Origin of the sequence: Streptomyces sp. NPDC001851 (assembly GCF_040297165.1) — a bacterium.
Taxonomy (GTDB): Bacteria; Actinomycetota; Actinomycetes; order Streptomycetales; family Streptomycetaceae; genus Streptomyces.
The window spans coordinates 16453-37488 of record NZ_JBEOYR010000010.1; the positions used below are offsets into that span (position 1 = coordinate 16453).

Here is a 21036-nt window from a genome sequence, read left to right on the forward strand (position 1 = left end):
CAAACACCGGAGACGACCTACCGGAGGTGGCTGTGCCCGAGTCCGCACGCACCCGTTCCCAGCCCGGCATCGGCCGCTACGTCAGCGACGCCCGGCGCGAGCGCTACTTCGCGGCCTGCGACGCCGTCTACGCGCTGGGCGCGCCCGCGGCCTGGGAGGAGGACGTGGAGACCTCGTACGGGACCACCCACGTCTACCGCTACGACCCCGAGGACCCGGCCGCCCGTGACCGCACCCCCGTCGTCCTCGTCCACGGCGCCGGCTCCTGCTCCGCCATGTGGTACCCCAACACCCCCGCCCTGAGCCCCGAACGGCCCGTCTACGCGATCGACACCCCCGGCGACCCGGGCCGCAGCGTGCAGCGCGCACCCATCCACGAGCCCGCGCACGCCGCGCGGTGGCTGGACGAGACGCTCGCCGGGCTCGGGCTGGACCGGGTGCACCTGGTCGGCTCCTCGTACGGCGGGTGGCTCGCGCTGAACCAGGCCCACCGCGAGCCGGGCCGCCTGGCCTCGGTCACCCTGCTCGACCCCGGCGGCCTGGAGAAGGTGGGGCTGCGCTTCTTCGTGTGGATCTTCATCAGCCTGTTCGCGACCTTCGCCCCCCAGCGGCTGCGGCCCCGTCTCGCGTCCTGGCTGGAGCAGCCGGTCCTGGTCGTGCCGGAGCTGCGCGCCATGATCAGGGCCGGTGTGCGCGCCTACCGCATCCGCCGGCCCGCGCCGCAGCCCCTGACCGAGGCCGAACTCGCCGCCGTTCGCACGCCGTTGTACCTGGTGCTCGGCAGGCGCAGCCTCCTGGTGCACCCGGACCGGCAGGCCGAACGCGTTCCCCGCCTGATCCCCGGCGCCAGGGCCGAGATCATCTCCCGCACCGGCCACGGCCCGCAGATCGACCACGCGGAACGGGCCAACCGCCTGATGCTGGACTTCATGAACTCCGCCGAGCGTGGCCTGCCGGCGGTGCGCTAGGGGCTTCGTTCGCATCAGGTCGGACCAGGGCTGATCCCAACGAAACCCCCGGCACCGGCGTCCTGCGCTCGTTGCGCCGAGCGGGTGGACCGCCGTCGAAGGTGCGGCGGCGCGGCCCGGCCGTGTGGCACGGTCTGCTCCGACGAGCCACGGGGAAGGGCGGGTGCGGAGATGGCCGAGGTCGGACGGGCCCTGGCGGTGCTGTTGTCGGTGATCCTGCCCGGCGCGGCGGCACCGGCCGTCGCGGAGCCGGCGCCGCCGCCCTGGACCGGCAGCTGGGAGACCGCGCCGTCCGGCACCGCTTCCGCACTGCCCGGCGCCGCCGTCCGCAACGTCGTCCACCTGAGCGTCGGCGGCACGGGCGTGCGCATCCGGCTCAGCAACCGTTTCGGTACCGCGCCCCTGCGGCTCGGCGCGGTCACCGTCGCGCTGCGCGCGTCCGGTCCGGACGCGGTACCGGGCACCCTGCGCACCGCCACCTTCCAGGGCGCCGCGACCGTCACCGTCCCGCCCGGCCAGGACCTGGTCACCGACCCGGTGGCGCTGCCCGTCCCGGCCGCCGCCGACCTCCTCGTCACCGTGTACACCCCCGATGACAGCGGCCCCGCGACCTACCACCAGACGGCCCTGCAGACCAGCTACCTGGCCCCGGCCGGGGCGGGCCGCGCCACCGACGAGAACGGCGCCGCCTACACGACCGCCATCAGCCGCTGGTACTACGTCACCGGTGTCGACGTCCTCGGCGGCGCCGCGGGCAGCATCGTCGCGCTCGGCGACTCCCTCACCGACGGAAACGGTTCCACCCCCGACACCAACCACCGCTGGCCCGACCGGCTCGCCGAACAGGTGCGCGCGGGCCGGCTCGGCGTCCTCAACGCCGGAATCTCCGGAAACCGTCTGCTGCACGACGGCGCCGGCCCGAACGCCCTCGCCCGCCTGGACGCCGACGCCCTGGACCGGGCCGGGGTACGGGTCCTGGTCGTCCTGGAGGGCATCAACGACATCAAGGGCACACCGACGGCCGACGACGTCACCGCCTACGCCGACGCCTACCGCACGCTCGTCGCCCGCGCCCATGCCCGGGGCGTCCGGGTCATCGGCGTCACCCTGACGCCGTACCGCGGCTTCCCGGCGTACACCGACGCCCGCGAGGCGGTACGGCAGCGGGTGAACGCCTTCATCCGCACCGGCGGCGCCTTCGACGCGGTCGCCGACGCCGACGCCGCGCTGCGCGACCCCGCGGACCCGACCCGCCTCCTGCCCGCCTACGACCCCGGCGACCACCTGCACTTCAACGACACCGGGATGGCGGCGGTCGCCGACACGGTCCGCCGGGCGCTCGGCGGCCTGCCGCGGTGACACCGGAGCCGGTGACGGGTCAGCGGTCACCCGCCGTCATCTCCCGCTTCCCGTACGGCTGTTCACCCCCTCACTCGACGCGCCGTACGACGCGGCGGGTACGCCGGAATTTCCCGATGACCCGCTTTCATACCGCCCGTGCGGTGGACAATGAGCGGCATGAGCCAGCAGGGGGGAAGGCCCGCCCGTCCTGAGGACGACTGGTGGGGACAGCTGTACGACGACTCCACCGAGGACACCGGACCGACGGCCGCGCCCGATTCGCTGGACGACCGGTTCGCCTCCGCGAAGCGCACGGTGACGGGCCGGCCGGCCGAGGCACCACCGTGCGAGCCGGGACCGGAGGCACGGGCCGGTACCGCCGCGCCGGACCGAGGGGACATCCCGGGGAGCACGCCGCCCGGCCGGACCACTCTGCCGCCCCAGCGCACGCCCTGGGAACCGCCCCCGGCCCACCGGGAAGCACCCGCCGCGCCCGACGAGCGGCCGGATCCGTCCGCGGCCCCCTCGCCGCCTGCCGTACGCGCCGCGCAGGAGCAGGCTCCCGGCTCGCCCGCGGACCCGCTCGCCGACGGGTCCGCGCAGGACGTGCGCGAGTCCACCCCGCCCCCGCCCCCGGCCCCCGCCGCCGTCGACTACGTCGGCTCCGGGCCGCCCACCTACGACCCCGAGCCGACCGCGCTGCCGGCCGCCGATCCCGAGGGGCTGGGGGAGCTGGTGGCGGACACCGTGCTGGACGGGGCCCGGTACGGCGGGTGTGCGCTGCGGGCCGTGTCGCTGCGGGGGGACTCGGCGCGGTACCGGGGCGAGCCGCGGCGGGACTCGCTGCTGACCGCCCGGTTCGGGACGGGGGACCAGGCACTGGTGCTGGTCGCGATGGCGACCGGGGTGCGGGGCGCGCCGGGCGCGCATCTCGCGGCGGCCGAGGCCTGCCGGTGGATCGGGCGGGCCGTGGGCCGCAGCCACCACCGGCTCGTGGCGGACCTCCGGGCCGCCCGGCGCGGCGACCTGAAGGCGGGCCTGCAGCGGCTGACCGACCGCAGCCTCGGCAAGCTCCGGGCGAGCGCGGCGGAACAGGGCCTCGACCCGGAGGGGTACCGGGCGAGCCTGCGCTGTCTGCTGCTGCCCGCCGACCCCGACTGCCGTACGCGCGTGTTCTTCGGCGTCGGCGACGGCGGCCTGTTCCGGCTGCGGGACGGGGAGTGGCAGGACATCGAGCCGCGCGTCACGCCCGACGACAGCGGCGGTGCGTCCGTCGCCGGCATCGGCTCCCCGCCCGGAAATCCCGCGAAGACGTTTGCCGAAACGCCCGAGGGCGACCGGCTCACCATGGATCTGGGCATCCCGGCCCCGCCGAGCCCGTACGAGCCGGCGCCGGAGCCGCCGCGCGAGCCGTTCCGGTTCCGGGCCTCGTTGGCCCGTCCGGGTGATGCGCTGGTCATGTGCACCGCGGGCCTCGCCGAACCGCTGCGCGGCGAGGCCGCCCTCTGCGCCTATCTGGCCCGCCGCTGGTCCGGCCGTACCCCGCCGGGCCTCGCCGCGTTCCTCGCCGACGCCCAGGTGCGGGTGAAGGGCTACGCCGACGACCGCACGGCGGCGGCCGTGTGGGAGGCGTAGCCCGGCACCCGCCGGAAGAGGAGCGGATTTCGGCCACTTTCACGGCGCGTGACGGTGTGCCGACGGCCGGTGCCGGACGCATCTGCCTTGCCGTCCCGGGGCGTCCGTGGCGCCCAGCGCCGTGCGGGAGGCCGGTGAGGCGGGTGCGGCGCGGCCCGGCGGGCGGTCCGGAACCCGTACGGCCGTGGCCGAACCTCCGGTCATCGGGCATCTGTCAGGACTGCCCGGGTTCGTGCTGGGCAAGCATCCCCCGTGAACGTGTTCGACCAGGAGGGGCAGGGTCCAGCGGCGTGCGGGCGGGGGTCATGAAGAGTCAGGCACGAGGGGGCGGTCCTGCGGTCGTCGGGGGCTCCTCGGCGACGACGGGGGAAGAGGCCGGCACCACCACGGAACACGCGCACCGGCTCCGGCGCAGGCTGGGGCGGGCGGATCTCAGGGCGGTGCCCGAGGCCCGCCGGGAGTTGCGCGAACTGCTGCGGCACTGGGGCAAACCGGGCCGCTCGGAGATCGCCGAACTGCTCACCAGCGAACTGGTCACCAACGCCCTGGTGCACACCGACGACGACGCGGTCCTCACGGCCGTGGTGGAGCCGGGCGGGCTGCGGGTGGAGGTACGGGACTTCGTGGCCCGCAGACCGGAGCTGAGAGGCCCGGACACGGACGACACCCACGGGCGCGGCATGCTGCTGGTGCAGTCCCTCGCGGACGCCTGGGGCGTACGGTCGCACGGGGTCGGCAAGTCGGTGTGGTTCGAACTGGGCGCCGAGGCGGCGTGACGCTCCGCGGAGACGCGCCGGGGGCCTGACCCGTGTGGTCACGCCCCCGGCGGGCCGGAGCGGCGGCGCTAGCCGAACTGCTGCTCCAGGTCCTTCAGCTTGCGCTCCAGGGAGTCCAGGCGCGGCAGGGCCATGGTGTCGTCCTCGGCGGTGAGGTCGACGGTCACCTGCTCAGCGGATCCGCTGCGGACCGGCTGCAGGGAGGGACGGCGTCGTACGGGCAGTTGTTCCGCGGTGGATATGGCAGGCTCCGCGGTCGCCGGGGCGGGGCCACGCTCCACCGCCTGCACCTCGACCTGCCGGGCACCGCGGCCGACGAAGCCGCGGTGGCCCCGGCTGATGGCCCTCAGCTGGGCCCGCTCGATCCGCTGCTGATCGCGTCGGCGCTGCCGCGTCTCCTCCTTCTGCCGCTTGTCCTCGCGGACCTCCTCCACGGCCTCGTCCAGGCTGCGCACGCCCTCCAGGAGCATCAGCGACCAGGCCCGGTAGGTCTCGCGGGGGGCCCGCAGCCAGCGGACGATGCGGATCTGCGGCAGCGGACGCGGCACCAGGCCCTGCTCGCGCAGCGCGGCCCGTCGGGTCTGCTTCAGCGCGCGGTCGAACAGGACGGCCGCCGACAGCGACATGCCGGAGAAGAACTGCGGGGCGCCCGCGTGCCCGGCGCCCCGGGGCGCGTGCACCCAGTTGAACCACGCCGCGGCGGCGGCGAACAGCCACACGAGGATCCGGGAGCCGAGGGCCGCGTCACCGTGGCTGGCCTCGCGCACCGCGAGGACGGAGCAGAACATCGCCGCACCGTCCAGGCCGAACGGCACCAGGTACTGCCAGCCGTCGGTCAGTCCGAGGTTCTGTTCGCCGAAGCCGACGAGGCCGTGGAAGGACAGGGCGGCGGCGACCGCCGCACAGCAGAACAGGAGCACGTACGAGGCCGTGCCGTAGATGGCCTCCTTGCGTCTGCGGCGTTCCTCGCTGCGCTCCCAGGAGTCGTCCGCGCTCGCGTTCTCCCCGGAGGAGCGCTTGCCGCGCGCGAGCACCGCCACCGCCGCCAGCATCCCCAGGAGCAGTACGGCGCCAGGAAGCAGCCAGTTCAGCGATATGTCGGTCAGTCTCATCAGGGGTCCCTTGCCTTGGGATAGGGCGTAACGCCCGCCATAGTGGCCCACTCCCGAGGGCCCTCAGGGGGTTTCGGGGCAAGAGACCGCCAACGAAGTGCAAGGGGATGCCCAGGACGGCGTTCTGCTCGAACTGCCGTGTGACAGGCGGGAGTTGGGTTCGAATAAGAGTACCCGCACGGGTGTTCCGTGGACAGTTTGTGTGGCCTGTGAGGACGGTGTGAGCCACCCCGTGCGGGGATTGTATGAAGGTAAGCCTAGCCTCATTTATTTCTGGCGAATTGGAACTGCCGCCCCTGGCGCCTAAGGTGCTTGACGGAGAAGTGACAACCCACCGTTAATGACCCAAGTGCCGACAACCCCGCCAGGAGGACCCGTGGAGTACAGCGCACAGGGCTCCGCCGAGGCGGGGACACCGGAGTGCCGGGCACCCGGCGCCGCCCGGGTGCCGGCGCAGGCGCGCGCGGGGGACACCGCCCTGCCGGCCGCGCGCGGCGAGCACACGCACGGTGAGCGGCCGGTTTCCGGTCCGCGGCCGGGGGTGCAGCGCTCCTCGGTGCGCGGGCAGGTCCTGGACGCGCTGCGGACGGCGCTGGTCACCGGGGAGCTGAAGCCGGGCGAGGTCCACTCGGCGCCGGTGCTCGGCGAGCGGTTCGGGGTCTCGGCCACGCCCGTGCGCGAGGCCATGCAGCAGCTCGCCCTGGAGGGCGCCGTCGAGGTCGTGCCCAATCGTGGCTTCCGGGTCGTCGAGCGGGGGGCGCGGGAGCTGGCCGAGCTGGCGGAGGTGCGGGCGCTCATCGAGGTGCCGGTGATGCTGCGGCTCGCCCGTACGGTGCCGGACGAGCGGTGGGCCGAGCTGCGTCCGCTCGCGGAGGAGACCGTACGGGCGGCGGCGGCCGGCTGCCCGGCGACGTACGCGGAGTCCGACCGGGCCTTCCACCAGGCGCTGCTCGCCCTGTCGGGCAACGAGCAGCTGGTCCGTATCGCGTCGGACCTGCACCGGCGCTCGCAGTGGCCGCCGGTGCGGCAGGGGCGGGCCTACCTGGTGGCGGACGCGGCGGAGCACATGGCGCTGCTGGACGCGTTGGCCGCCGGGGATGTGGATGTGGTGCGGGGGCTGGTGGAGGAGCACTTCGCGGGCGCGCGCTGAGCCGGTACGGCGATCCCCGCCGGGGTTCGGCCGCCTCCCGGGCACGGGTCCGTCGCGGCCGCGCCCGACCCCCGCGGGCCTGCGCCCGGTGACGGGGCAGCGCTGACTGGCCCGGTCTGCGCCGGGTGAGGGGCAGTGCCGACCGGCCCGGCCCGCGCCCGATGACGGGGCAGTGCCGACCGGCCTGGCTCGTATCCGGTGGCGGGACAGTGCTGACCGGCCCGGCCCGCACTCGGTGACGGGACAGCGCTGACTGGCCTGGCTCGTATCCGGTGAGGGGACAGTGCTGACCGGCCCGGCCCGTACTTGGTGACGGGGCAGCGCTGACTGGCCTGGCTCGTATCCGGTGAGGGGGCAGTGCTGACCGGCCTGGTCCGCGCCCGGTGAGGGGCAGTGCCGACCGGCCCGGCCCGCACTTGGTGACGGGACCGCGCTGACTGGCCTGGCTCGTATCCGGTGACGGCCCAGCGCTGACCGGCCTGGTCCGCGCCCGGTGGCGGGACGGTGCTGACCGGCCTGGTTCGCGCCCCGTGACGGGGCAGTGCCGACCCCCGCAGGCCTCCGCCCGGTGAGGGGACAGCGCTGACCGGCTCGGTCTGCACCCGGTGAGGCGACAGCGCCGAGCCGCCCGGCCCGCACCCGGTGACAGGACAGTGCCGACCGGCCCGGCCCGCACTCGGTGACAGGACAACACCGACCCGCCCGGCCCGCACCCGGTGACGCGACAGTGCCCACCCGCCGCTAGGCCGTGGCCACCCCCGGGGCCGGCGGGGTCAACTGGCGCGCCAGCCAGGTCGGTACACCCCCGAGCAGCCGGAACAGGCGCCGGGCCTCCTCGCGGAGGCGGGACGCCTCCGGCTCGGACTCCGCGTCGGCCAGCGAGGCCAGCGCAGGGGCCGTACCGACCAGGTAGCCCAACTCCTCGCGGATCCGCAGGGATTCGGCGAAGCCGTGCCGGGCCTCGGCCAACTCGCCCTCGCGCAGGGCGAGTCCGGCGAGATGGCGCCATGTGAAGGACATCAGCAGCGGGTCGGCGTGCGCGGCGGCGCCCGCGTGCGCCCGGCGGTACGCGGCGCGCGCCGCCTGCGCGGAGCGGGTCAGGTTCTCGGCGATCAGTCCCCGGCGGAAGTCCAGCAGAGCCCGGCCCGGCGCCCCCGGAGGGACCAGCGCCGCCGCCCGGCCCAGCGCTGCCCGCGCCTCGTCCGCGCGGTCCCGCACCCCGTGCAGCGTTGCCGTGTAGGCGAGTTGGCCCCGCTCGCAGGCGGCGGCCCCCCGCTCCTCGTCGGTGTGCGCGAGCGCCTCCGCCGTCCGCAGCGCGTCCTCCGCCTCCTCCCAGCCCCGCTCGGTGTACAGGCACCGCTCGACCAGCAGTACGGCCCGCTGCAGGGCCGTGGCGGGGGTGTCGGGCGGCAGCAGGGCCGCCGCGTCCGCCCAGCAGGCCCGCGAGCGCAGCCGCCATACCGCGGTCTGGAGCGGATCGTCACCTGGGGTCGTTCCGTTACCAGACATGGCGGTAGGCGCCACGTTGCCCTCCCCGAGCACGCCATCGAGCTGTTGAGTGGTGGCGGCATTCCAGCACCAATCGCCGGGCCGGGCCAAGAGGGTGGGTGAAAGTTTTCACAAAGGGGTGGGGTGCGGGCGTGACGGGTTCCGGCCGCCGCGGCCGCCGCGCGCCCCCGCTGACCTCAGCTCATCCGCAGGGCCAGGAAGAAGTCCAGCTTGTCCTCCAGCCGCGACAGGTCCCGTCCCGTCAACTGCTCGATCCGGCCGACCCGGTAGCGCAGCGTGTTGACGTGCAGGTGGAGCCGGGTGGCGCAGCGGGTCCAGGAGCCGTCGCAGTCCAGGAACGCCTCCAGGGTGGGGATGAGCTCGGCCCGGTGGCGGCGGTCGTAGTCCTTCAGCGGGTCCAGCAGGCGGGCCGTGAAGGCGCGGCGGACGTCGTCGGGGACGAACGGGAGCAGCAGGACGTGCGAGGCCAGCTCCTGGTGCCCGGCCGCGCAGACCCGGCCGGGGCGGGCCGCCGCGACCCGGCGGGCGTGCCGGGCCTCCTCAAGGGCGCCGCGCAGGCCCTCCGCCGAGTGCACGGCCGCGCTGACGCCGAGGGTGAGCCGCCCGTCGTCGTCCAGGCCCGCCGACAGCGTCTCGCGCACCGACTCCAGCAGGGAGTCGGCCAGCAGACCCGTCTCCGAGCCGTCGTGCTCGGTGGAGACCGCCGGGAGCGGGACGAGCGCGACGGCCTCGTCGCCGGTGTGCGCGACGGCGATCCGGTCCGAGGGCTCGGGGCCGGTGGCCAGCGGGTCGACCAGCACCTCCTCCAGCAGCGACTGGGCGACCGGGCCGCCCTCGACCTGACCGCCGTCCCACTCCACGCGGGCCACCACCACCTGCCAGTGCGGGGCCGCCCCGAGCCCGGGCAGCAGCACCGGCGCGGCCACCCGCAGGCGGGCCGCGATCTCGGCCGGCGCGGCACCCGTCTGCACCAGCTCCAGCACCTCCTGGGCGAGCCGGCGCCGCACCGTGCGCGCCGCGTCCCGGCGGTCGCGCTCGACCGCGATCAGCTGGGTCACGCCCTGCAGCAGGTCCAGGCGCTCCTCGGGCCAGTCCCCGGCGTCCGCGTCGACGGCCAGCAGCCAGTCCGACAGCACCGTCTCGCGCACATCGCGGGCGGCCTGCGGGGAGCGCCCCGAGGAGCGGATCGGGAACAGCGAGTACGTCGTGCCGCCCAGCAGGACCCGGTGCGGGCCGCGGCGGCCGGTGCGGGTGGCCGCCAGATGCTCGGCGGCGAGCTTCGCGCAGGTCTCCGCGGGCAGCGCCGGGCCCGCCACCTTGGAGCCGGCGATCAGCCGGCCGGTGGGGGACAGCACCCAGGCGCGCAGGTCCAGGTCGGAGCCGAGCAGGTCCAGGACCACGTCCGGGCCGCCGCCCGCCGGGCCCGAGGTCATCATCCGCCGGTGCCGGTCCACGACGGCCGCCAGGTCCCCGGCGCGCTCGCCGGAGACCTGCCGTACGACATGCTCGGTGATCGTGGCGAAGGCCACCGACTCGTGCACGGCGAACAGCGGCAGCCGGTGCTTGACGCAGGCGAGCACCAGGTCGTCCGGGATGTCGCCCAGCTCCGCCTCGCCGGCCGCGAGCGCCGCCACCCCGGCCTGCACCAGGATCCGCACGAACGGCTCGGAGTCGTCCGCGTCGCGGCGCCAGGCCAGGCCGGTCAGCACCAGCTCGCCCCCGGAGAGGTAGCGGCTCGGGTCGCGCAGGTCGGTGGTCATGACCCCGCGCACCGAACGGTCCAGCTCCTCCTCGCCGCCGAGCAGCCGCAGGCCCAGCGCATCGGTGTCCAGAAGTGCGCGCAGCCGCATCTCGTCGCCGCCGTTCTTTGTCTCGAAACCTACGATGGATCTTCGGAGGATGACGGGAGAAGAGCCCGGCACCGGCCGCACAGGGCGCTCTCCGGCGTCTCCGCGCTGTTTCCTGCGTTTCCCCAGGAAATCGGAGAGGTTACCGATGACCTCCGTTCATACGAATCTACAAGATGCCCGACGTGGCCAGCCAACTCCTTCATGGTTTCGGTGACTGACCGCGTGGGAGTACGGGGCGGTGTACTGAGTCCACTGCGCGTTAACAGCACATGAACGAGCCGGGACCGCCGCACACGGATTGGCTCAATCTGTACGACCCATGAGACCAAGAAGAGAGCCGGTCATGGACTTCCTTCGCCCCGCCAGCTGGGAGGAGGCGCTCGCCGCGAAGGCCGAGCACCCCACCGCTGTGCCGATTGCGGGCGGCACCGATGTGATGGTCGAGATCAACTTCGACCACCGCCGGCCCGAGTACCTGCTCGACCTCAACCGCATCGGCGATCTCTACGAATGGGAGGTCGGCGAGGAGAACGTACGGCTGGGTGCCTCCGTCCCCTACACGAGGATCATGGAGCACCTCCGTGCGGAGCTGCCGGGCCTCGCCCTCGCCTCGCACACGGTCGCCTCCCCGCAGATCCGCAACCGCGGCGGCGTCGGCGGCAACCTCGGCACGGCCTCGCCCGCCGGTGACGCCCACCCCGCCCTGCTCGCGGCGGGCGCCGAGGTCGAGGTGGAGTCCGCGGCCCGCGGCACCCGGCTGATCCCGATCGACGCGTTCTACACCGGCGTCAAGCGCAACGCGCTCCAGCCCGACGAGCTGATCCGCGCCGTCCACATCAAGAAGGCGGACGGCCCGCAGCAGTACTCGAAGGTCGGCACCCGCAACGCCATGGTCATCGCCGTGTGCGCCTTCGGCCTCGCCCTGCACCCCGAGACCCGTACGGTCCGGACCGGCATCGGCTCGGCCGCCCCGACCCCGGTGCGGGCCAAGGCCGCCGAGGAGTTCCTGAACGCGGCGCTCGAAGAGGGCGGTTTCTGGGACAGTGGAAAGATCATCACCCCCTCGGTCGCCAAGCAGTTCGCGGAGCTGTGCTCCGGCGCCTGCAACCCGATCGACGACGTCCGGGGCACCGCGAGCTACCGCCGCCACGCGGTCGGCGTCATGGCCCGCCGGACGCTCACCTGGACCTGGGAGTCGTACCGCGGCAACCACCGCACCACCGAGGGAGCTGCGTAATGCGCGTCAACTTCACCGTCAACGGACGCCCGCAGGAGGCCGACGACGTCTGGGAGGGCGAGTCCCTCCTCTACGTCCTGCGCGAGCGCCTCGGCCTGCCGGGTTCGAAGAACGCCTGCGAGCAGGGCGAATGCGGCTCCTGCACGGTGCGCCTGGACGGCGTGCCGGTCTGCTCCTGCCTGGTCGCGGCCGGTCAGGCCGAGGGCCGTGACGTGGTGACCGTCGAGGGCCTGGCGGACTACGCCAAGCAGCGCGAGGAGCACGGCGGCTGCGCCACCGGCGCCTGCGGTACGACACTGCAGGCCGCCCAGCTGGGGGTCCCCCCGGGCGAAGCCTGGGGGAGGACGGCCAAGGGCACCGACTCCCAGACCGGCGAGGGCACCGGACTCTCCCCGGTCCAGCAGGCGTTCATCGACGCCGGCGCCGTCCAGTGCGGCTTCTGCACCCCGGGCCTGCTCGTCGCCTCCGACGAGCTCCTGGAGCGCAACCCGAACCCGTCCGACGCGGACATCCGCGAGGCGCTGTCGGGCAACCTGTGCCGCTGCACGGGCTACGAGAAGATCATGGACGCGGTCCGCCTGGCGGCCGCCCGCCAGTCCGAGGAGGTCTGACATGCCGGCCAACGGCGCCCCTACGAAGATCACGCAGGGCTCTCGGACCAAGGGCGGCATCGGCGAGTCCACGCTCCGCCCGGACGGCACCCTCAAGGTCACCGGCGAGTTCGCGTACTCGTCCGACATGTGGCACGAGGACATGCTGTGGGGCCAGATCCTGCGCTCCACCGTCGCACACGCCGAGATCGTCTCGATCGACACCGCCGAGGCCCTGGCCACGCCGGGCGTCTACGCCGTCCTCACCTACGACGACCTGCCCACCGAGGTGAAGAACTACGGCCTGGAGATCCAGGACACGCCGGTCCTCGCCCACGGCAAGGTACGCCACCACGGCGAGCCGGTCGCGCTCGTCGCCGCCGACCACCCGGAGACGGCCCGCCGCGCCGCCGCCAAGATCAAGGTCGAGTACCGCGAACTCCCGGTCATCACCGACGAGAAGTCGGCCCTCGCCCCGGACGCGATCCTCGTCCACGAGGGCCGCGACGACCACCACATCGGGCACGTCCCGCACCCGAACATCGTCCACCGCCAGCCGATCATCCGCGGAAACGTGGCGGAGGCCCGCAGGCGGGCCGACGTGATCGTCGAGGGCGAGTACACCTTCGGCATGCAGGACCAGGCCTTCCTCGGCCCCGAGTCCGGCCTCGCCGTGCCCGAGGAGGACGGCGGCGTCCACCTCTACATCGCCACCCAGTGGCTCCACTCCGACCTGCGCCAGATCGCACCCGTCCTCGGCCTGCCCGAGGAGAAGGTGCGCATGACGCTGGCCGGCGTCGGCGGCGCGTTCGGCGGCCGCGAGGACCTGTCGATGCAGATCCACGCCTGCCTGCTCGCCCTGCGCACCGGCAAGCCCGTCAAGATCGTCTACAACCGGTTCGAGTCCTTCTTCGGACACGTCCACCGCCACCCGGCGAAGCTCTACTACGAGCACGGCGCCACGCGCGACGGCAAGCTGACCCACATGAAGTGCCGGATCGTCCTGGACGGCGGCGCCTACGCCTCCGCCTCCCCGGCGGTGGTGGGAAACGCCTCCTCCCTGTCGGTCGGCCCGTACGTCATCGACGACGTCGACATCGAGGCCATCGCCCTCTACACCAACAACCCGCCCTGCGGCGCCATGCGCGGCTTCGGCGCGGTCCAGGCGTGCTTCGCCTACGAGGCGCAGATGGACAAGCTGGCGAAGAAGCTCGGCATGGACCCGGTGGAGTTCCGGCAGCTGAACGCGATGGAGCAGGGCACCCTCATGCCGACGGGCCAGCCCGTCGACTCGCCCGCCCCGGTCGCCGAACTGCTGCGCCGCGTCAAGGCGATGCCGCTGCCGCCGGAGCGCCAGTGGGAGTCCAGCGAGGGCGCCGACGTACGGCAGCTGCCCGGCGGTCTGTCCAACACCACCCACGGCGAGGGCGTCGTACGCGGAATCGGTTACGCGGTCGGCATCAAGAACGTCGGCTTCTCCGAGGGCTTCGACGACTACTCCACCGCCAAGGTCCGCATGGAGGTCATCGGCGGCGAGCCGGTCGCGACCGTGCACACCGCGATGGCGGAGGTCGGCCAGGGCGGTGTCACCGTCCACGCGCAGATCGCCCGCACCGAGCTGGGCGTCACCCAGGTGACCATCCACCCGGCCGACACCCAGGTCGGCTCCGCCGGCTCCACCTCGGCCTCCCGGCAGACGTATGTCACCGGCGGCGCCGTGAAGAACGCCTGTGAGATCGTCCGCGAGAAGGTCCTGGAGATCGGGCGCCGCAAGTTCGGCTCCTACCACCCCGCCTGGGCGACCGCCGAACTCCTGCTGGAGGGCGGCAAGGTCGTCACCGACGGCGGTGAGGTCCTCGGCGACCTGGCCGACGTGCTGGAGGACGAGGTCGTGGAGGTCGAGGAGGAGTGGCGGCACCGGCCGACCGAGGCCTTCGACCTGCGCACCGGCCAGGGCAACGGACACGTCCAGTACTCCTTCGCCGCGCACCGCGCGGTCGTCGAGGTCGACACCGAGCTCGGCCTGGTCAAGGTCGTCGAACTGGCCTGCGCCCAGGACGTCGGCAAGGCGCTCAACCCGCTCTCCGTGATCGGCCAGATCCAGGGCGGTACGACCCAGGGCCTGGGCGTGGCGGTGATGGAGGAGATCATTGTCGACCCGAAGACCGCGAAGGTCAAAAACCCTTCCTTCACGGACTACCTGATCCCCACGATCCTCGACACGCCGACCATCCCGGTCGACGTGCTCGAACTCGCCGACGACCACGCCCCCTACGGGCTCCGTGGCATCGGCGAGGCCCCGACCCTGTCGTCCACCCCGGCCGTCCTCGCGGCGATCCGGAACGCGACCGGGCTGGAGCTCAACCGCACGCCGGTGCGGCCCGAGCACCTCACGGGAACCGCGTAACACCGGAAAAGAGCTCTCCGGGCGGCGCAGGGAACGTCACACACTCCGCCGCGCCGCCCGGAGGAACCCCCTTTGAGTTCCGCACCGCTCGCGGTCCTTGAAGTACCAGGAAATTCGTTCGTCTCGGGCCGTCCCCCGGGTCGTCCATTCCCCAAATCCCGTGACCGTCGAGGCGGTTGCACGGGTGCCCCTGTGAACCTTGGGAGATGGCACCATGACCCAGCAGTCAGTGGAGCCCACGACCACCGCCGAAGACGCGGGCGCGGGTTCGCGTCCGTCGGCCGGCAGGTCGTGGCTCGACCGGTACTTCCACATATCCGAAAGAGGATCCACCATCGCGACCGAGGTCCGCGGTGGCGTCACCACCTTCATGGCGATGGCGTACATCCTTCTGCTCAACCCGGTGATCCTCAGCGGCGCGGACAAGTCCGGCGACTCCCTGAGCCAGAAGGCCCTCATCACGGCCACCGCGCTCGGCGCGGCGTTCACCACTCTCCTCATGGGCTGGATCGGCAAGGTGCCGCTCGCCATGGCCGCCGGACTCTCCGTGTCCGGAGTGCTGGCCGGTCTGGTCATGGGCACCAAGGACCTGACGTGGGCCCAGGGCCTGGCGATGTGCGTCGCCTACGGCGTCGTGATCATGCTGCTGGTGGTCACGGGACTCCGTGAGATGATCATGAACGCGATCCCGCTGCCGCTCAAGCACGGCATCACGATCGGCATCGGCCTGTTCATCGCGTTCATCGGCCTGGTCAAGGCCGGGTTCGTGCACGCCGGTACGGCGACCCCGGTCACGCTGGGCAACGGGGGCGAGCTCGTCGGCTGGCCCGTGCTGCTCTTCGCCGTCACGTTGCTGCTCATCTTCGCGCTGCAGGCGCGGAACGTGCCGGGTGCCATCCTCATCGGCATCGCCACCGGTACCGTTCTCGCGGTCGTCGTCAACGCGGCCGGCCTCGTCGACGACAAGGCCTGGGCCAACGGTGAGGGTCCCGCGCTGCACGGCAGTGCCGTGTCGATGCCGGACTTCTCGCTCATCGGCAAGGTGTCCTTCGGCGGCCTGGGCGACGTCGGCTACATGACGGTCACCTTCATCGTCTTCACGCTGGTGCTCGCCGGCTTCTTCGACGCGATGGCCACCATCATCGGCATCGGCACCGAGGCCAACCTCGCCGACTCCCAGGGGCGGATGCCCGGTCTGTCCAAGGCGCTGTTCATCGACGGTGCCGGCGGCGCGGTCGGCGGTGTCGTGGGCGGCTCCGGCCAGACCGTGTTCGTCGAGTCCGCGACCGGCGTCGGCGAGGGAGCCCGTACCGGACTGGCCTCGGTCGTCACCGGTGGGTTCTTCGCCCTCTGCCTCTTCTTCACGCCGATCACGGCGATCGTGCCGCGCGAGGTGGCCTCGGCCGCCCTCGTCACCATCGGCGCGATGATGATGATGAACGCCCGCCACGTGGACTGGGGCGACCGCTCCGTCGCGATCCCGGTCTTCCTGACCGTCGTGATCATGCCGTTCACGTACTCGATCACCCCCGGTGTCGCGGCCGGTGTGATCTCCTACGTCGTCATCAAGATCGCCCAGGGCAAGTGGCGGGAGATCGGCCCCTTCATGTGGGGTCTGACCGTGCTCTTCCTCGTCTACTTCTCCCTGCACCCGGTCCGGGCCCTGCTGGGCGTCCACTAGCCGCCCCGCCCTTCCCGCGCAACCCGTTAGGAGACCGACAGATGCTGGACATCGCCGAGGAGCTGAACCGGTGGGTCGAGCAGGGCCGTGACTTCGCCGTCGCCACCGTGGTGGCCGTCGGCGGCAGCGCTCCGCGCCAGCCCGGCGCCGCCCTCGCGGTGGACGCCGACGGCACGGCCATCGGTTCGGTCTCCGGCGGATGCGTGGAAGGGGCCGTGTACGAGCTGTGCCGGCAGGCGCTGGAGGACGGCGAGACCGTCCTGGAGCGCTTCGGGTACGGCGACGAGGACGCCTTCGCCGTCGGCCTGACCTGTGGCGGCGTCATCGACATCCTCGTCACGCCGGTCAGGGCGGACGGTCCCGCCCGGCCGGTGGTCGCGGCCGCGCTGGCCGCCGCCGCCCGTGGGGAGGCGGCGGCGGTCGCGCGGATCGTGGACGGCCCGGCCGAGCTGCGGGGCCGGGCCCTCCTCGTCCGCCCCGACGGTTCCCGCGACGGCGGCTTCGGCGCCCGCCCCGAACTGGACCGCACCGTCGCCGCCGAGGCCCGCGCCTTCCTGGACGCGGGCCGCACCGGCACCCTGGAGATCGGCGCACAGGGCTCGCGCTGCGGCGCCCCGCTCACGGTCCTGGTCGAGTCCTCCGTCCCCGCACCCCGCATGATCGTCTTCGGCGCGATCGACTTCGCCGCCGCGCTGGTCCGCGTCGGCAAGTTCCTCGGCTACCACGTCACGGTGTGCGACGCCCGCCCGGTGTTCGCCACGCGCGCCCGTTTCCCGGAGGCCGACGAGATCGTCGTCGAGTGGCCGCACAGGTACCTGGAGCGCACCGGGACCGACGGCCGTACGGTCCTGTGCGTCCTCACCCACGACGCCAAGTTCGACGTCCCCCTGCTGAAGCTGGCCCTGCGCCTGCCGCTCGCCTACGTCGGCGCGATGGGCTCCCGCCGCACCCATGAGGACCGCAACCGGCGCCTGCGCGAGGTCGGCGTCACCGAGCTGGAGCTGGCCCGGCTGCGCTCCCCGATCGGGCTCGACCTCGGGGCCCGCACGCCGGAGGAGACGGCCCTGTCGATCGGCGCCGAGATCGTCGCGAACCGGCGGGGCGGCAGCGGGGCCTCCCTCACCGGCGCGCACACCCCCATCCACCGCGAGGCGGCCGCGTGGCCGGCCGCGAGGATCGGGTCGGTGGCCTGAGCGCAGCCGTGTCCCTCCGGTGCGCCGCCGCTCACGCCCGTCGAAGCAGCCGATTGACCGCTCGCCCGAACATCGCGCGTGCCGTGCGTTCCAGTACGCCGTCGAAGGCACGCGGCAGGCCGCGCACCCGGAGCTCCTCCCGCCACACCACGCGGCTGCGGCCCCCGGGCCCCGGCACGACCTCGATCTCCGCCCAGCCCAGCACCACCCGGCCGCGCTTCTCCAGGCGGCACAGGCCGGCCTCGCCGTCGGCGGGCGGGCGCCAGACCGTCACCTCCATGACGTCGTCGACGGCCAGCGGGCCGAGACCGGAGCGGGCCACGAAGCGGGTGCCCACGCCGGTGGGCTCCGGCGTGAGCACCCGGACCCGGGTCAGCGGGACCGCGTCGGCGTGGCGGGGCCAGGTGGTGAGCCGGCGCCACGCCTCGTCGAGCGGAAGCGGGGCCGTACGGGCGAAGGAGAAGGTCGGCACGGCACGATCGTAGGCAATGGCCGCCCGGCACCTGAGCGTTCGCCCCGGTCTCACCCGCCCGGCCGAGCGGTCGGGGACGGTACGCCTCGCCCGGTTCCGCCCTGCCGCGGGTGATCCGGTGCACGCATGCCGGGCGCCCGCCCCGCGGCATCCGGCCGGCACGCCCGACCAGGAGCACCATGGAAGGAGAGGCTCCGCGGAGGAGGACGAGTCATGCGCTTCCGGGACCGTGCCGAAGCCGGGCGGGAACTCGCCGGACTGCTGAGCGGCCTGCGCGAGCAGGTCGCCCTCACCGACCCCCTCGTCCTCGCCCTGCCGCGCGGCGGCATCGCGGTCGCCGAGCCCATCGCCCGCGCGCTCGGCGCCCCGCTCGACGTGCTCATCGTGCGCAAGATCGGCGCCCCCCACCACCAGGAGTTCGCCGTCGGCGCGCTCGTCGGGGACGACCCGCCCCTCTACAACGCCGGAACGCTGGACCGGCTCGGTCTGACCGAGGAGTCCATGGCCCCGGTGGTCGAACGCGAGCGCAAGGAACTGCGCCGCCGTGAGGAGCGCTACCGCGGCGACCGGCCGGCGCCGGACCCGGCGGGCCGCACGGTGATCGTGGTCGACGACGGGCTCGCCACCGGCGCCACCGCCCGCGCGGCCCTGCGCCACGTCCGGCGCCGCCGGCCCGCGCACCTCGTCCTGGCCGTCCCCGTCGGCGCCCCGGACTCCCTGGACCGCCTCGCCGGCGAGGCCGACACGATCCTGTGCCCGCACCGGCCGGCCGCGTTCACCGCCGTCGGACAGTGGTACGAGGACTTCGAGCAGCTGACGGACGCGGAGGTGCTGGCCGCGCTGAGGCCGCGCCGGGCGTGAAGCGCTCCTTGCGGCTGCTCGCGCCCACGCGGCGCACCCGGGGCGAGCCGCAGCGCGCTCGCCGCGACCGCGTCCACCGGGGGGACGCCCGGGCCTCGCGGTCCCCGCTCTACAGTCAGCCCATGGAACTCCGTCAGCTCAGCTATTTCGTCGCCGTCGCCGAGGAACTGCACTTCGGACGGGCCGCCGAGCGGCTGCACATCGTGCAGTCGGCGGTCAGCCAGCAGATACAGCGGCTGGAGCGGGAGCTGGGCGCCGAGTTGTTCGACCGCTCGCCGCGCCGGGTGCGGCTGACGGGGGCGGGCGAGCGGCTGCTGCCCGAGGCACGGGCGGTGCTCGTGGCGGCCCAGAAGGCGCGGGCCGCCGTGGCGGCGCCCGACGGGCTGCGCCTGGGCACCAGCACCGGGCTCGGCGCACACCTGGACCGGGTGCTGGCCGCGTTCGCCGACCGGGCGCCCCAGGTGCCGGTGGAGCTGGTGTCCCTGCCGGCCGAGGAACGGCTGAACCGGGTCGCGGCGGGCCGCCTGGACGCCGCGTTCGTGCGCTCGGCCGAACCGCCGCCCGGGGTACGGGTGGTGCCGCTGTGGTCCGATCCGCTGGTGGCCGCCCTGCCGGCCACGCACCCGCTCGCGGCGCGGGACGAGATCGACCTCGCGGACCTCGCCGGGCTGCCCCTCGCCCTCACCCCGCGACGGAACAACCCCGCCCTGGTCGACCTGGTCGTCGGCGCCTGCCACACGGCCGGGTTCGAGCCGGTGCCCGGACCGGCCGGCGGCACGCTGCACGACACCCTCGCCACCATCGGCGCCCGCCCCCTGTGGACGGTCGTCTACGCCTCCCACGCGCGCGTGCTGGCCACGCCCCGGGTGGCGTACATCCCCTTCCGCGCGCCCGGACTGGCCCTGGCCACCGGTCTCGCCGTCCCCGCCGCCGACCCCTCCCCGCACCTGGAGAAACTGCTGCTGGCCTGCGGCGATCACGAGAGCTGATCGCTGCGGTCGCGGACTGCCCCTTGGTCACGGGCGTGCGCCGCGATGGACTGGACCCACCGAACCGGAACACCACTCAAGGGAGTTCAGTCATGCCGATCGTCACCATCCAGCAGGGCCCTCGCGACGCCGAACTGAAGCGGGAGCTGGTCAAGCGGGTCACCGACGCCTTCGTCGACGCGTACCGGATCCCGGCCGAGACCGTGCAGGTGTGGATCCACGAGGTCCCGGCGGACAGCTGGGGCGCGGCCGGGAAGCTCACGGCCGACAAGTAGACCCCCGCGTTCCACGGGGGTGAACGTGGAGAGGGGGGCGTTGCGGGCCGCTCGTGGTGGCTCGCAACGCCCCCCTGGCATCTACCTGAGGGGTGCTCAGGTGTCCCTCTTCCGGGTTACGAGGTGACCTGCGCGGTCACGAGGTCCGAGAAGGTGGTCAGCCGGGTGTACACACCCGGATAACCCGCCTCCGCGCACCCCTCGCCCCAGGAAGTGATCCCTGCCAGGACGCCCCCGATGAGCAGGGGACCGCCGCTGTCGCCCTGGCAGGTGTCTACGCCGCCGGTGCTGTATCCGGCGCATACCATGTCGGACTTCACGTAGTCCGCACCGTAGGAGGAACCGCAGCTGGAGTCGGACACGATCGGGACGGTCGCGGTCCGCAGCTGGTTGGAGGAGCTGCCGTTCTCCGAGGTGGTGCCCCAGCCGAGGATGCGGGCCTGGGTGCCGGCCGCGTACACGCTCGTCTGGGAGGAGGAGACGTACGACGCCGGGGTGTACGGCATCGACGTCGACAGGGTCAGTACGGCCACGTCGTCGCCCTTGGTGGCGTCGGTGTAGCCCGGATGGACCCAGATCTTGCTGACCTTGCCGACCGTGCCGTCGGTGCCGTTGAGGAAGGTCCGCCCGCCGACCACGCGGACGTTGGCCGCGGACTCGCCGGCCATGCAGTGCGCGGCCGTGACGACCTTCGTGGCGGCCACGAGGGTGCCGCCGCAGAACTGGTTGCCGGACGCGTCGGTGATCTGCATGACGAACGGGTACGCCGTCGTCGTGGTGGTCGTACCGCCGACGACGGGCTGAGGGGCGGCGCTCGCCGTGGGGGAGGCGAACAGCGCACTCGCCGCGGCGGCGGCGGTGGCCGCCAGGGTCGCGGCGGTCTGTCTGGCACGTCTGGGCCCGAACATGAGTCTCCTCAGTGGGGTTGCACCGGTGGGGGGTCGCACGGGTGGTGGAGCACGGGGCGGGGGCACCCCCTGCTCGGGCGTG

Annotated in this window: 18 protein-coding genes; 13 read left to right on the top strand and 5 right to left on the bottom strand. The window is 73.6% G+C overall.

Annotation, left to right across the window (positions count from 1 at the left end):
- Positions 1-32 precede the first annotated feature (32 nt).
- The 4 genes from ABT171_RS16450 to ABT171_RS16465 all read left to right on the top strand — a co-directional run bounded on the left by ABT171_RS16450 (position 33) and on the right by ABT171_RS16465 (position 4720).
- Positions 33-968: an alpha/beta fold hydrolase gene (locus ABT171_RS16450; protein ID WP_351244185.1), complete on the top strand. Its 936-nt coding sequence runs from the start codon at positions 33-35 to the stop codon at positions 966-968.
- A gap of 171 nt (positions 969-1139) precedes the next feature.
- Positions 1140-2327 (top strand): SGNH/GDSL hydrolase family protein, encoded by a 1188-nt coding sequence (locus ABT171_RS16455; RefSeq protein ID WP_351244187.1) that lies wholly within the window; start codon positions 1140-1142, stop codon positions 2325-2327.
- 159 nt (positions 2328-2486) lie between these two features.
- Entirely contained in the window at positions 2487-3944 is a 1458-nt protein-coding gene (locus tag ABT171_RS16460; RefSeq protein WP_351244189.1) for a protein phosphatase 2C domain-containing protein, read from the top strand.
- A gap of 305 nt (positions 3945-4249) precedes the next feature.
- The gene (locus tag ABT171_RS16465; RefSeq protein WP_351244191.1) at positions 4250-4720 is read left to right on the top strand and encodes an ATP-binding protein; all 471 of its coding nucleotides are present in this window, start codon (positions 4250-4252) and stop codon (positions 4718-4720) included.
- 68 nt (positions 4721-4788) lie between these two features.
- Here ABT171_RS16465 and ABT171_RS16470 read toward each other — a convergent pair whose 3' ends face one another.
- Positions 4789-5832, bottom strand: a complete 1044-nt coding sequence (locus ABT171_RS16470) for a DUF2637 domain-containing protein (RefSeq protein WP_351244193.1) — start codon at positions 5830-5832, stop codon at positions 4789-4791.
- Positions 5833-6208: 376 nt separating this feature from the next.
- Between ABT171_RS16470 and ABT171_RS16475 the strand changes: the two genes are divergently transcribed.
- Positions 6209-6982 (top strand): GntR family transcriptional regulator, encoded by a 774-nt coding sequence (locus ABT171_RS16475; protein ID WP_351244195.1) that lies wholly within the window; start codon positions 6209-6211, stop codon positions 6980-6982.
- 741 nt (positions 6983-7723) lie between these two features.
- Here the strand turns inward: ABT171_RS16475 and ABT171_RS16480 are convergent.
- Positions 7724-8491: a hypothetical protein gene (locus ABT171_RS16480; protein WP_351244197.1), complete on the bottom strand. Its 768-nt coding sequence runs from the start codon at positions 8489-8491 to the stop codon at positions 7724-7726.
- Positions 8492-8667: 176 nt separating this feature from the next.
- A complete protein-coding gene (locus ABT171_RS16485) occupies positions 8668-10341 on the bottom strand; it encodes a PucR family transcriptional regulator (RefSeq protein ID WP_351244199.1) in 1674 nt (557 codons plus the stop codon).
- A 343-nt stretch (positions 10342-10684) separates the two neighbouring features.
- Between ABT171_RS16485 and ABT171_RS16490 the strand changes: the two genes are divergently transcribed.
- From ABT171_RS16490 to ABT171_RS16510, 5 genes are all read left to right on the top strand, one after another.
- Positions 10685-11578: an FAD binding domain-containing protein gene (locus ABT171_RS16490; protein WP_351244201.1), complete on the top strand. Its 894-nt coding sequence runs from the start codon at positions 10685-10687 to the stop codon at positions 11576-11578.
- Entirely contained in the window at positions 11578-12189 is a 612-nt protein-coding gene (locus tag ABT171_RS16495; RefSeq protein ID WP_351244203.1) for a (2Fe-2S)-binding protein, read from the top strand. Before ABT171_RS16490 ends, ABT171_RS16495 begins: the two co-directional genes overlap by 1 nt.
- Before the next feature lies 1 nt (position 12190).
- Positions 12191-14575 carry a xanthine dehydrogenase family protein molybdopterin-binding subunit gene (locus ABT171_RS16500; RefSeq protein ID WP_351244205.1) on the top strand — a complete coding sequence of 795 codons (2385 nt, stop codon included), beginning with the start codon at positions 12191-12193 and terminating at the stop codon, positions 14573-14575.
- A gap of 214 nt (positions 14576-14789) precedes the next feature.
- Entirely contained in the window at positions 14790-16256 is a 1467-nt protein-coding gene (locus ABT171_RS16505; RefSeq protein ID WP_351244207.1) for an NCS2 family permease, read from the top strand.
- A 41-nt stretch (positions 16257-16297) separates the two neighbouring features.
- Positions 16298-17449 carry an XdhC family protein gene (locus tag ABT171_RS16510; protein ID WP_351244209.1) on the top strand — a complete coding sequence of 384 codons (1152 nt, stop codon included), beginning with the start codon at positions 16298-16300 and terminating at the stop codon, positions 17447-17449.
- Between the two features lie 31 nt (positions 17450-17480).
- Here ABT171_RS16510 and ABT171_RS16515 read toward each other — a convergent pair whose 3' ends face one another.
- The gene (locus ABT171_RS16515; RefSeq protein ID WP_351244211.1) at positions 17481-17921 is read right to left on the bottom strand and encodes an SRPBCC family protein; all 441 of its coding nucleotides are present in this window, start codon (positions 17919-17921) and stop codon (positions 17481-17483) included.
- Between the two features lie 213 nt (positions 17922-18134).
- Between ABT171_RS16515 and ABT171_RS16520 the strand changes: the two genes are divergently transcribed.
- The 3 genes from ABT171_RS16520 to dmpI all read left to right on the top strand — a co-directional run bounded on the left by ABT171_RS16520 (position 18135) and on the right by dmpI (position 20046).
- Positions 18135-18782 (top strand): phosphoribosyltransferase, encoded by a 648-nt coding sequence (locus ABT171_RS16520; RefSeq protein ID WP_351244213.1) that lies wholly within the window; start codon positions 18135-18137, stop codon positions 18780-18782.
- Positions 18783-18904: 122 nt separating this feature from the next.
- Positions 18905-19771: a LysR family transcriptional regulator gene (locus tag ABT171_RS16525; RefSeq protein WP_351244215.1), complete on the top strand. Its 867-nt coding sequence runs from the start codon at positions 18905-18907 to the stop codon at positions 19769-19771.
- Between the two features lie 92 nt (positions 19772-19863).
- Entirely contained in the window at positions 19864-20046 is a 183-nt protein-coding gene (dmpI, locus tag ABT171_RS16530; RefSeq protein ID WP_023545801.1) for a 4-oxalocrotonate tautomerase DmpI, read from the top strand.
- A gap of 116 nt (positions 20047-20162) precedes the next feature.
- Here dmpI and ABT171_RS16535 read toward each other — a convergent pair whose 3' ends face one another.
- Positions 20163-20954, bottom strand: a complete 792-nt coding sequence (locus ABT171_RS16535; protein ID WP_351244218.1) for a S1 family peptidase — start codon at positions 20952-20954, stop codon at positions 20163-20165.
- Between the last annotated feature and the right edge of the window lie 82 nt (positions 20955-21036).

What these genes read in the sequence shown, in the direction of transcription:
- ABT171_RS16480 (WP_351244197.1), bottom strand. Translation starts at nt 8,491, where the DNA reads ATGTCTGGTAACGGAACGACCCCAGGTGACGATCCGCTCCAGACCGCG.
- ABT171_RS16460 (WP_351244189.1), top strand. Translation starts at nt 2,487, where the DNA reads ATGAGCCAGCAGGGGGGAAGGCCCGCCCGTCCTGAGGACGACTGGTGG.
- ABT171_RS16495 (WP_351244203.1), top strand. Translation starts at nt 11,578, where the DNA reads ATGCGCGTCAACTTCACCGTCAACGGACGCCCGCAGGAGGCCGACGAC.
- ABT171_RS16455 (WP_351244187.1), top strand. Translation starts at nt 1,140, where the DNA reads ATGGCCGAGGTCGGACGGGCCCTGGCGGTGCTGTTGTCGGTGATCCTG.
- ABT171_RS16505 (WP_351244207.1), top strand. Translation starts at nt 14,790, where the DNA reads ATGACCCAGCAGTCAGTGGAGCCCACGACCACCGCCGAAGACGCGGGC.
- ABT171_RS16535 (WP_351244218.1), bottom strand. Translation starts at nt 20,954, where the DNA reads ATGTTCGGGCCCAGACGTGCCAGACAGACCGCCGCGACCCTGGCGGCC.
- ABT171_RS16485 (WP_351244199.1), bottom strand. Translation starts at nt 10,341, where the DNA reads ATGCGGCTGCGCGCACTTCTGGACACCGATGCGCTGGGCCTGCGGCTG.
- dmpI (WP_023545801.1), top strand. Translation starts at nt 19,864, where the DNA reads ATGCCGATCGTCACCATCCAGCAGGGCCCTCGCGACGCCGAACTGAAG.
- ABT171_RS16500 (WP_351244205.1), top strand. Translation starts at nt 12,191, where the DNA reads ATGCCGGCCAACGGCGCCCCTACGAAGATCACGCAGGGCTCTCGGACC.
- ABT171_RS16510 (WP_351244209.1), top strand. Translation starts at nt 16,298, where the DNA reads ATGCTGGACATCGCCGAGGAGCTGAACCGGTGGGTCGAGCAGGGCCGT.
- ABT171_RS16525 (WP_351244215.1), top strand. Translation starts at nt 18,905, where the DNA reads ATGGAACTCCGTCAGCTCAGCTATTTCGTCGCCGTCGCCGAGGAACTG.
- ABT171_RS16470 (WP_351244193.1), bottom strand. Translation starts at nt 5,832, where the DNA reads ATGAGACTGACCGACATATCGCTGAACTGGCTGCTTCCTGGCGCCGTA.
- ABT171_RS16465 (WP_351244191.1), top strand. Translation starts at nt 4,250, where the DNA reads ATGAAGAGTCAGGCACGAGGGGGCGGTCCTGCGGTCGTCGGGGGCTCC.
- ABT171_RS16520 (WP_351244213.1), top strand. Translation starts at nt 18,135, where the DNA reads ATGCGCTTCCGGGACCGTGCCGAAGCCGGGCGGGAACTCGCCGGACTG.
- ABT171_RS16490 (WP_351244201.1), top strand. Translation starts at nt 10,685, where the DNA reads ATGGACTTCCTTCGCCCCGCCAGCTGGGAGGAGGCGCTCGCCGCGAAG.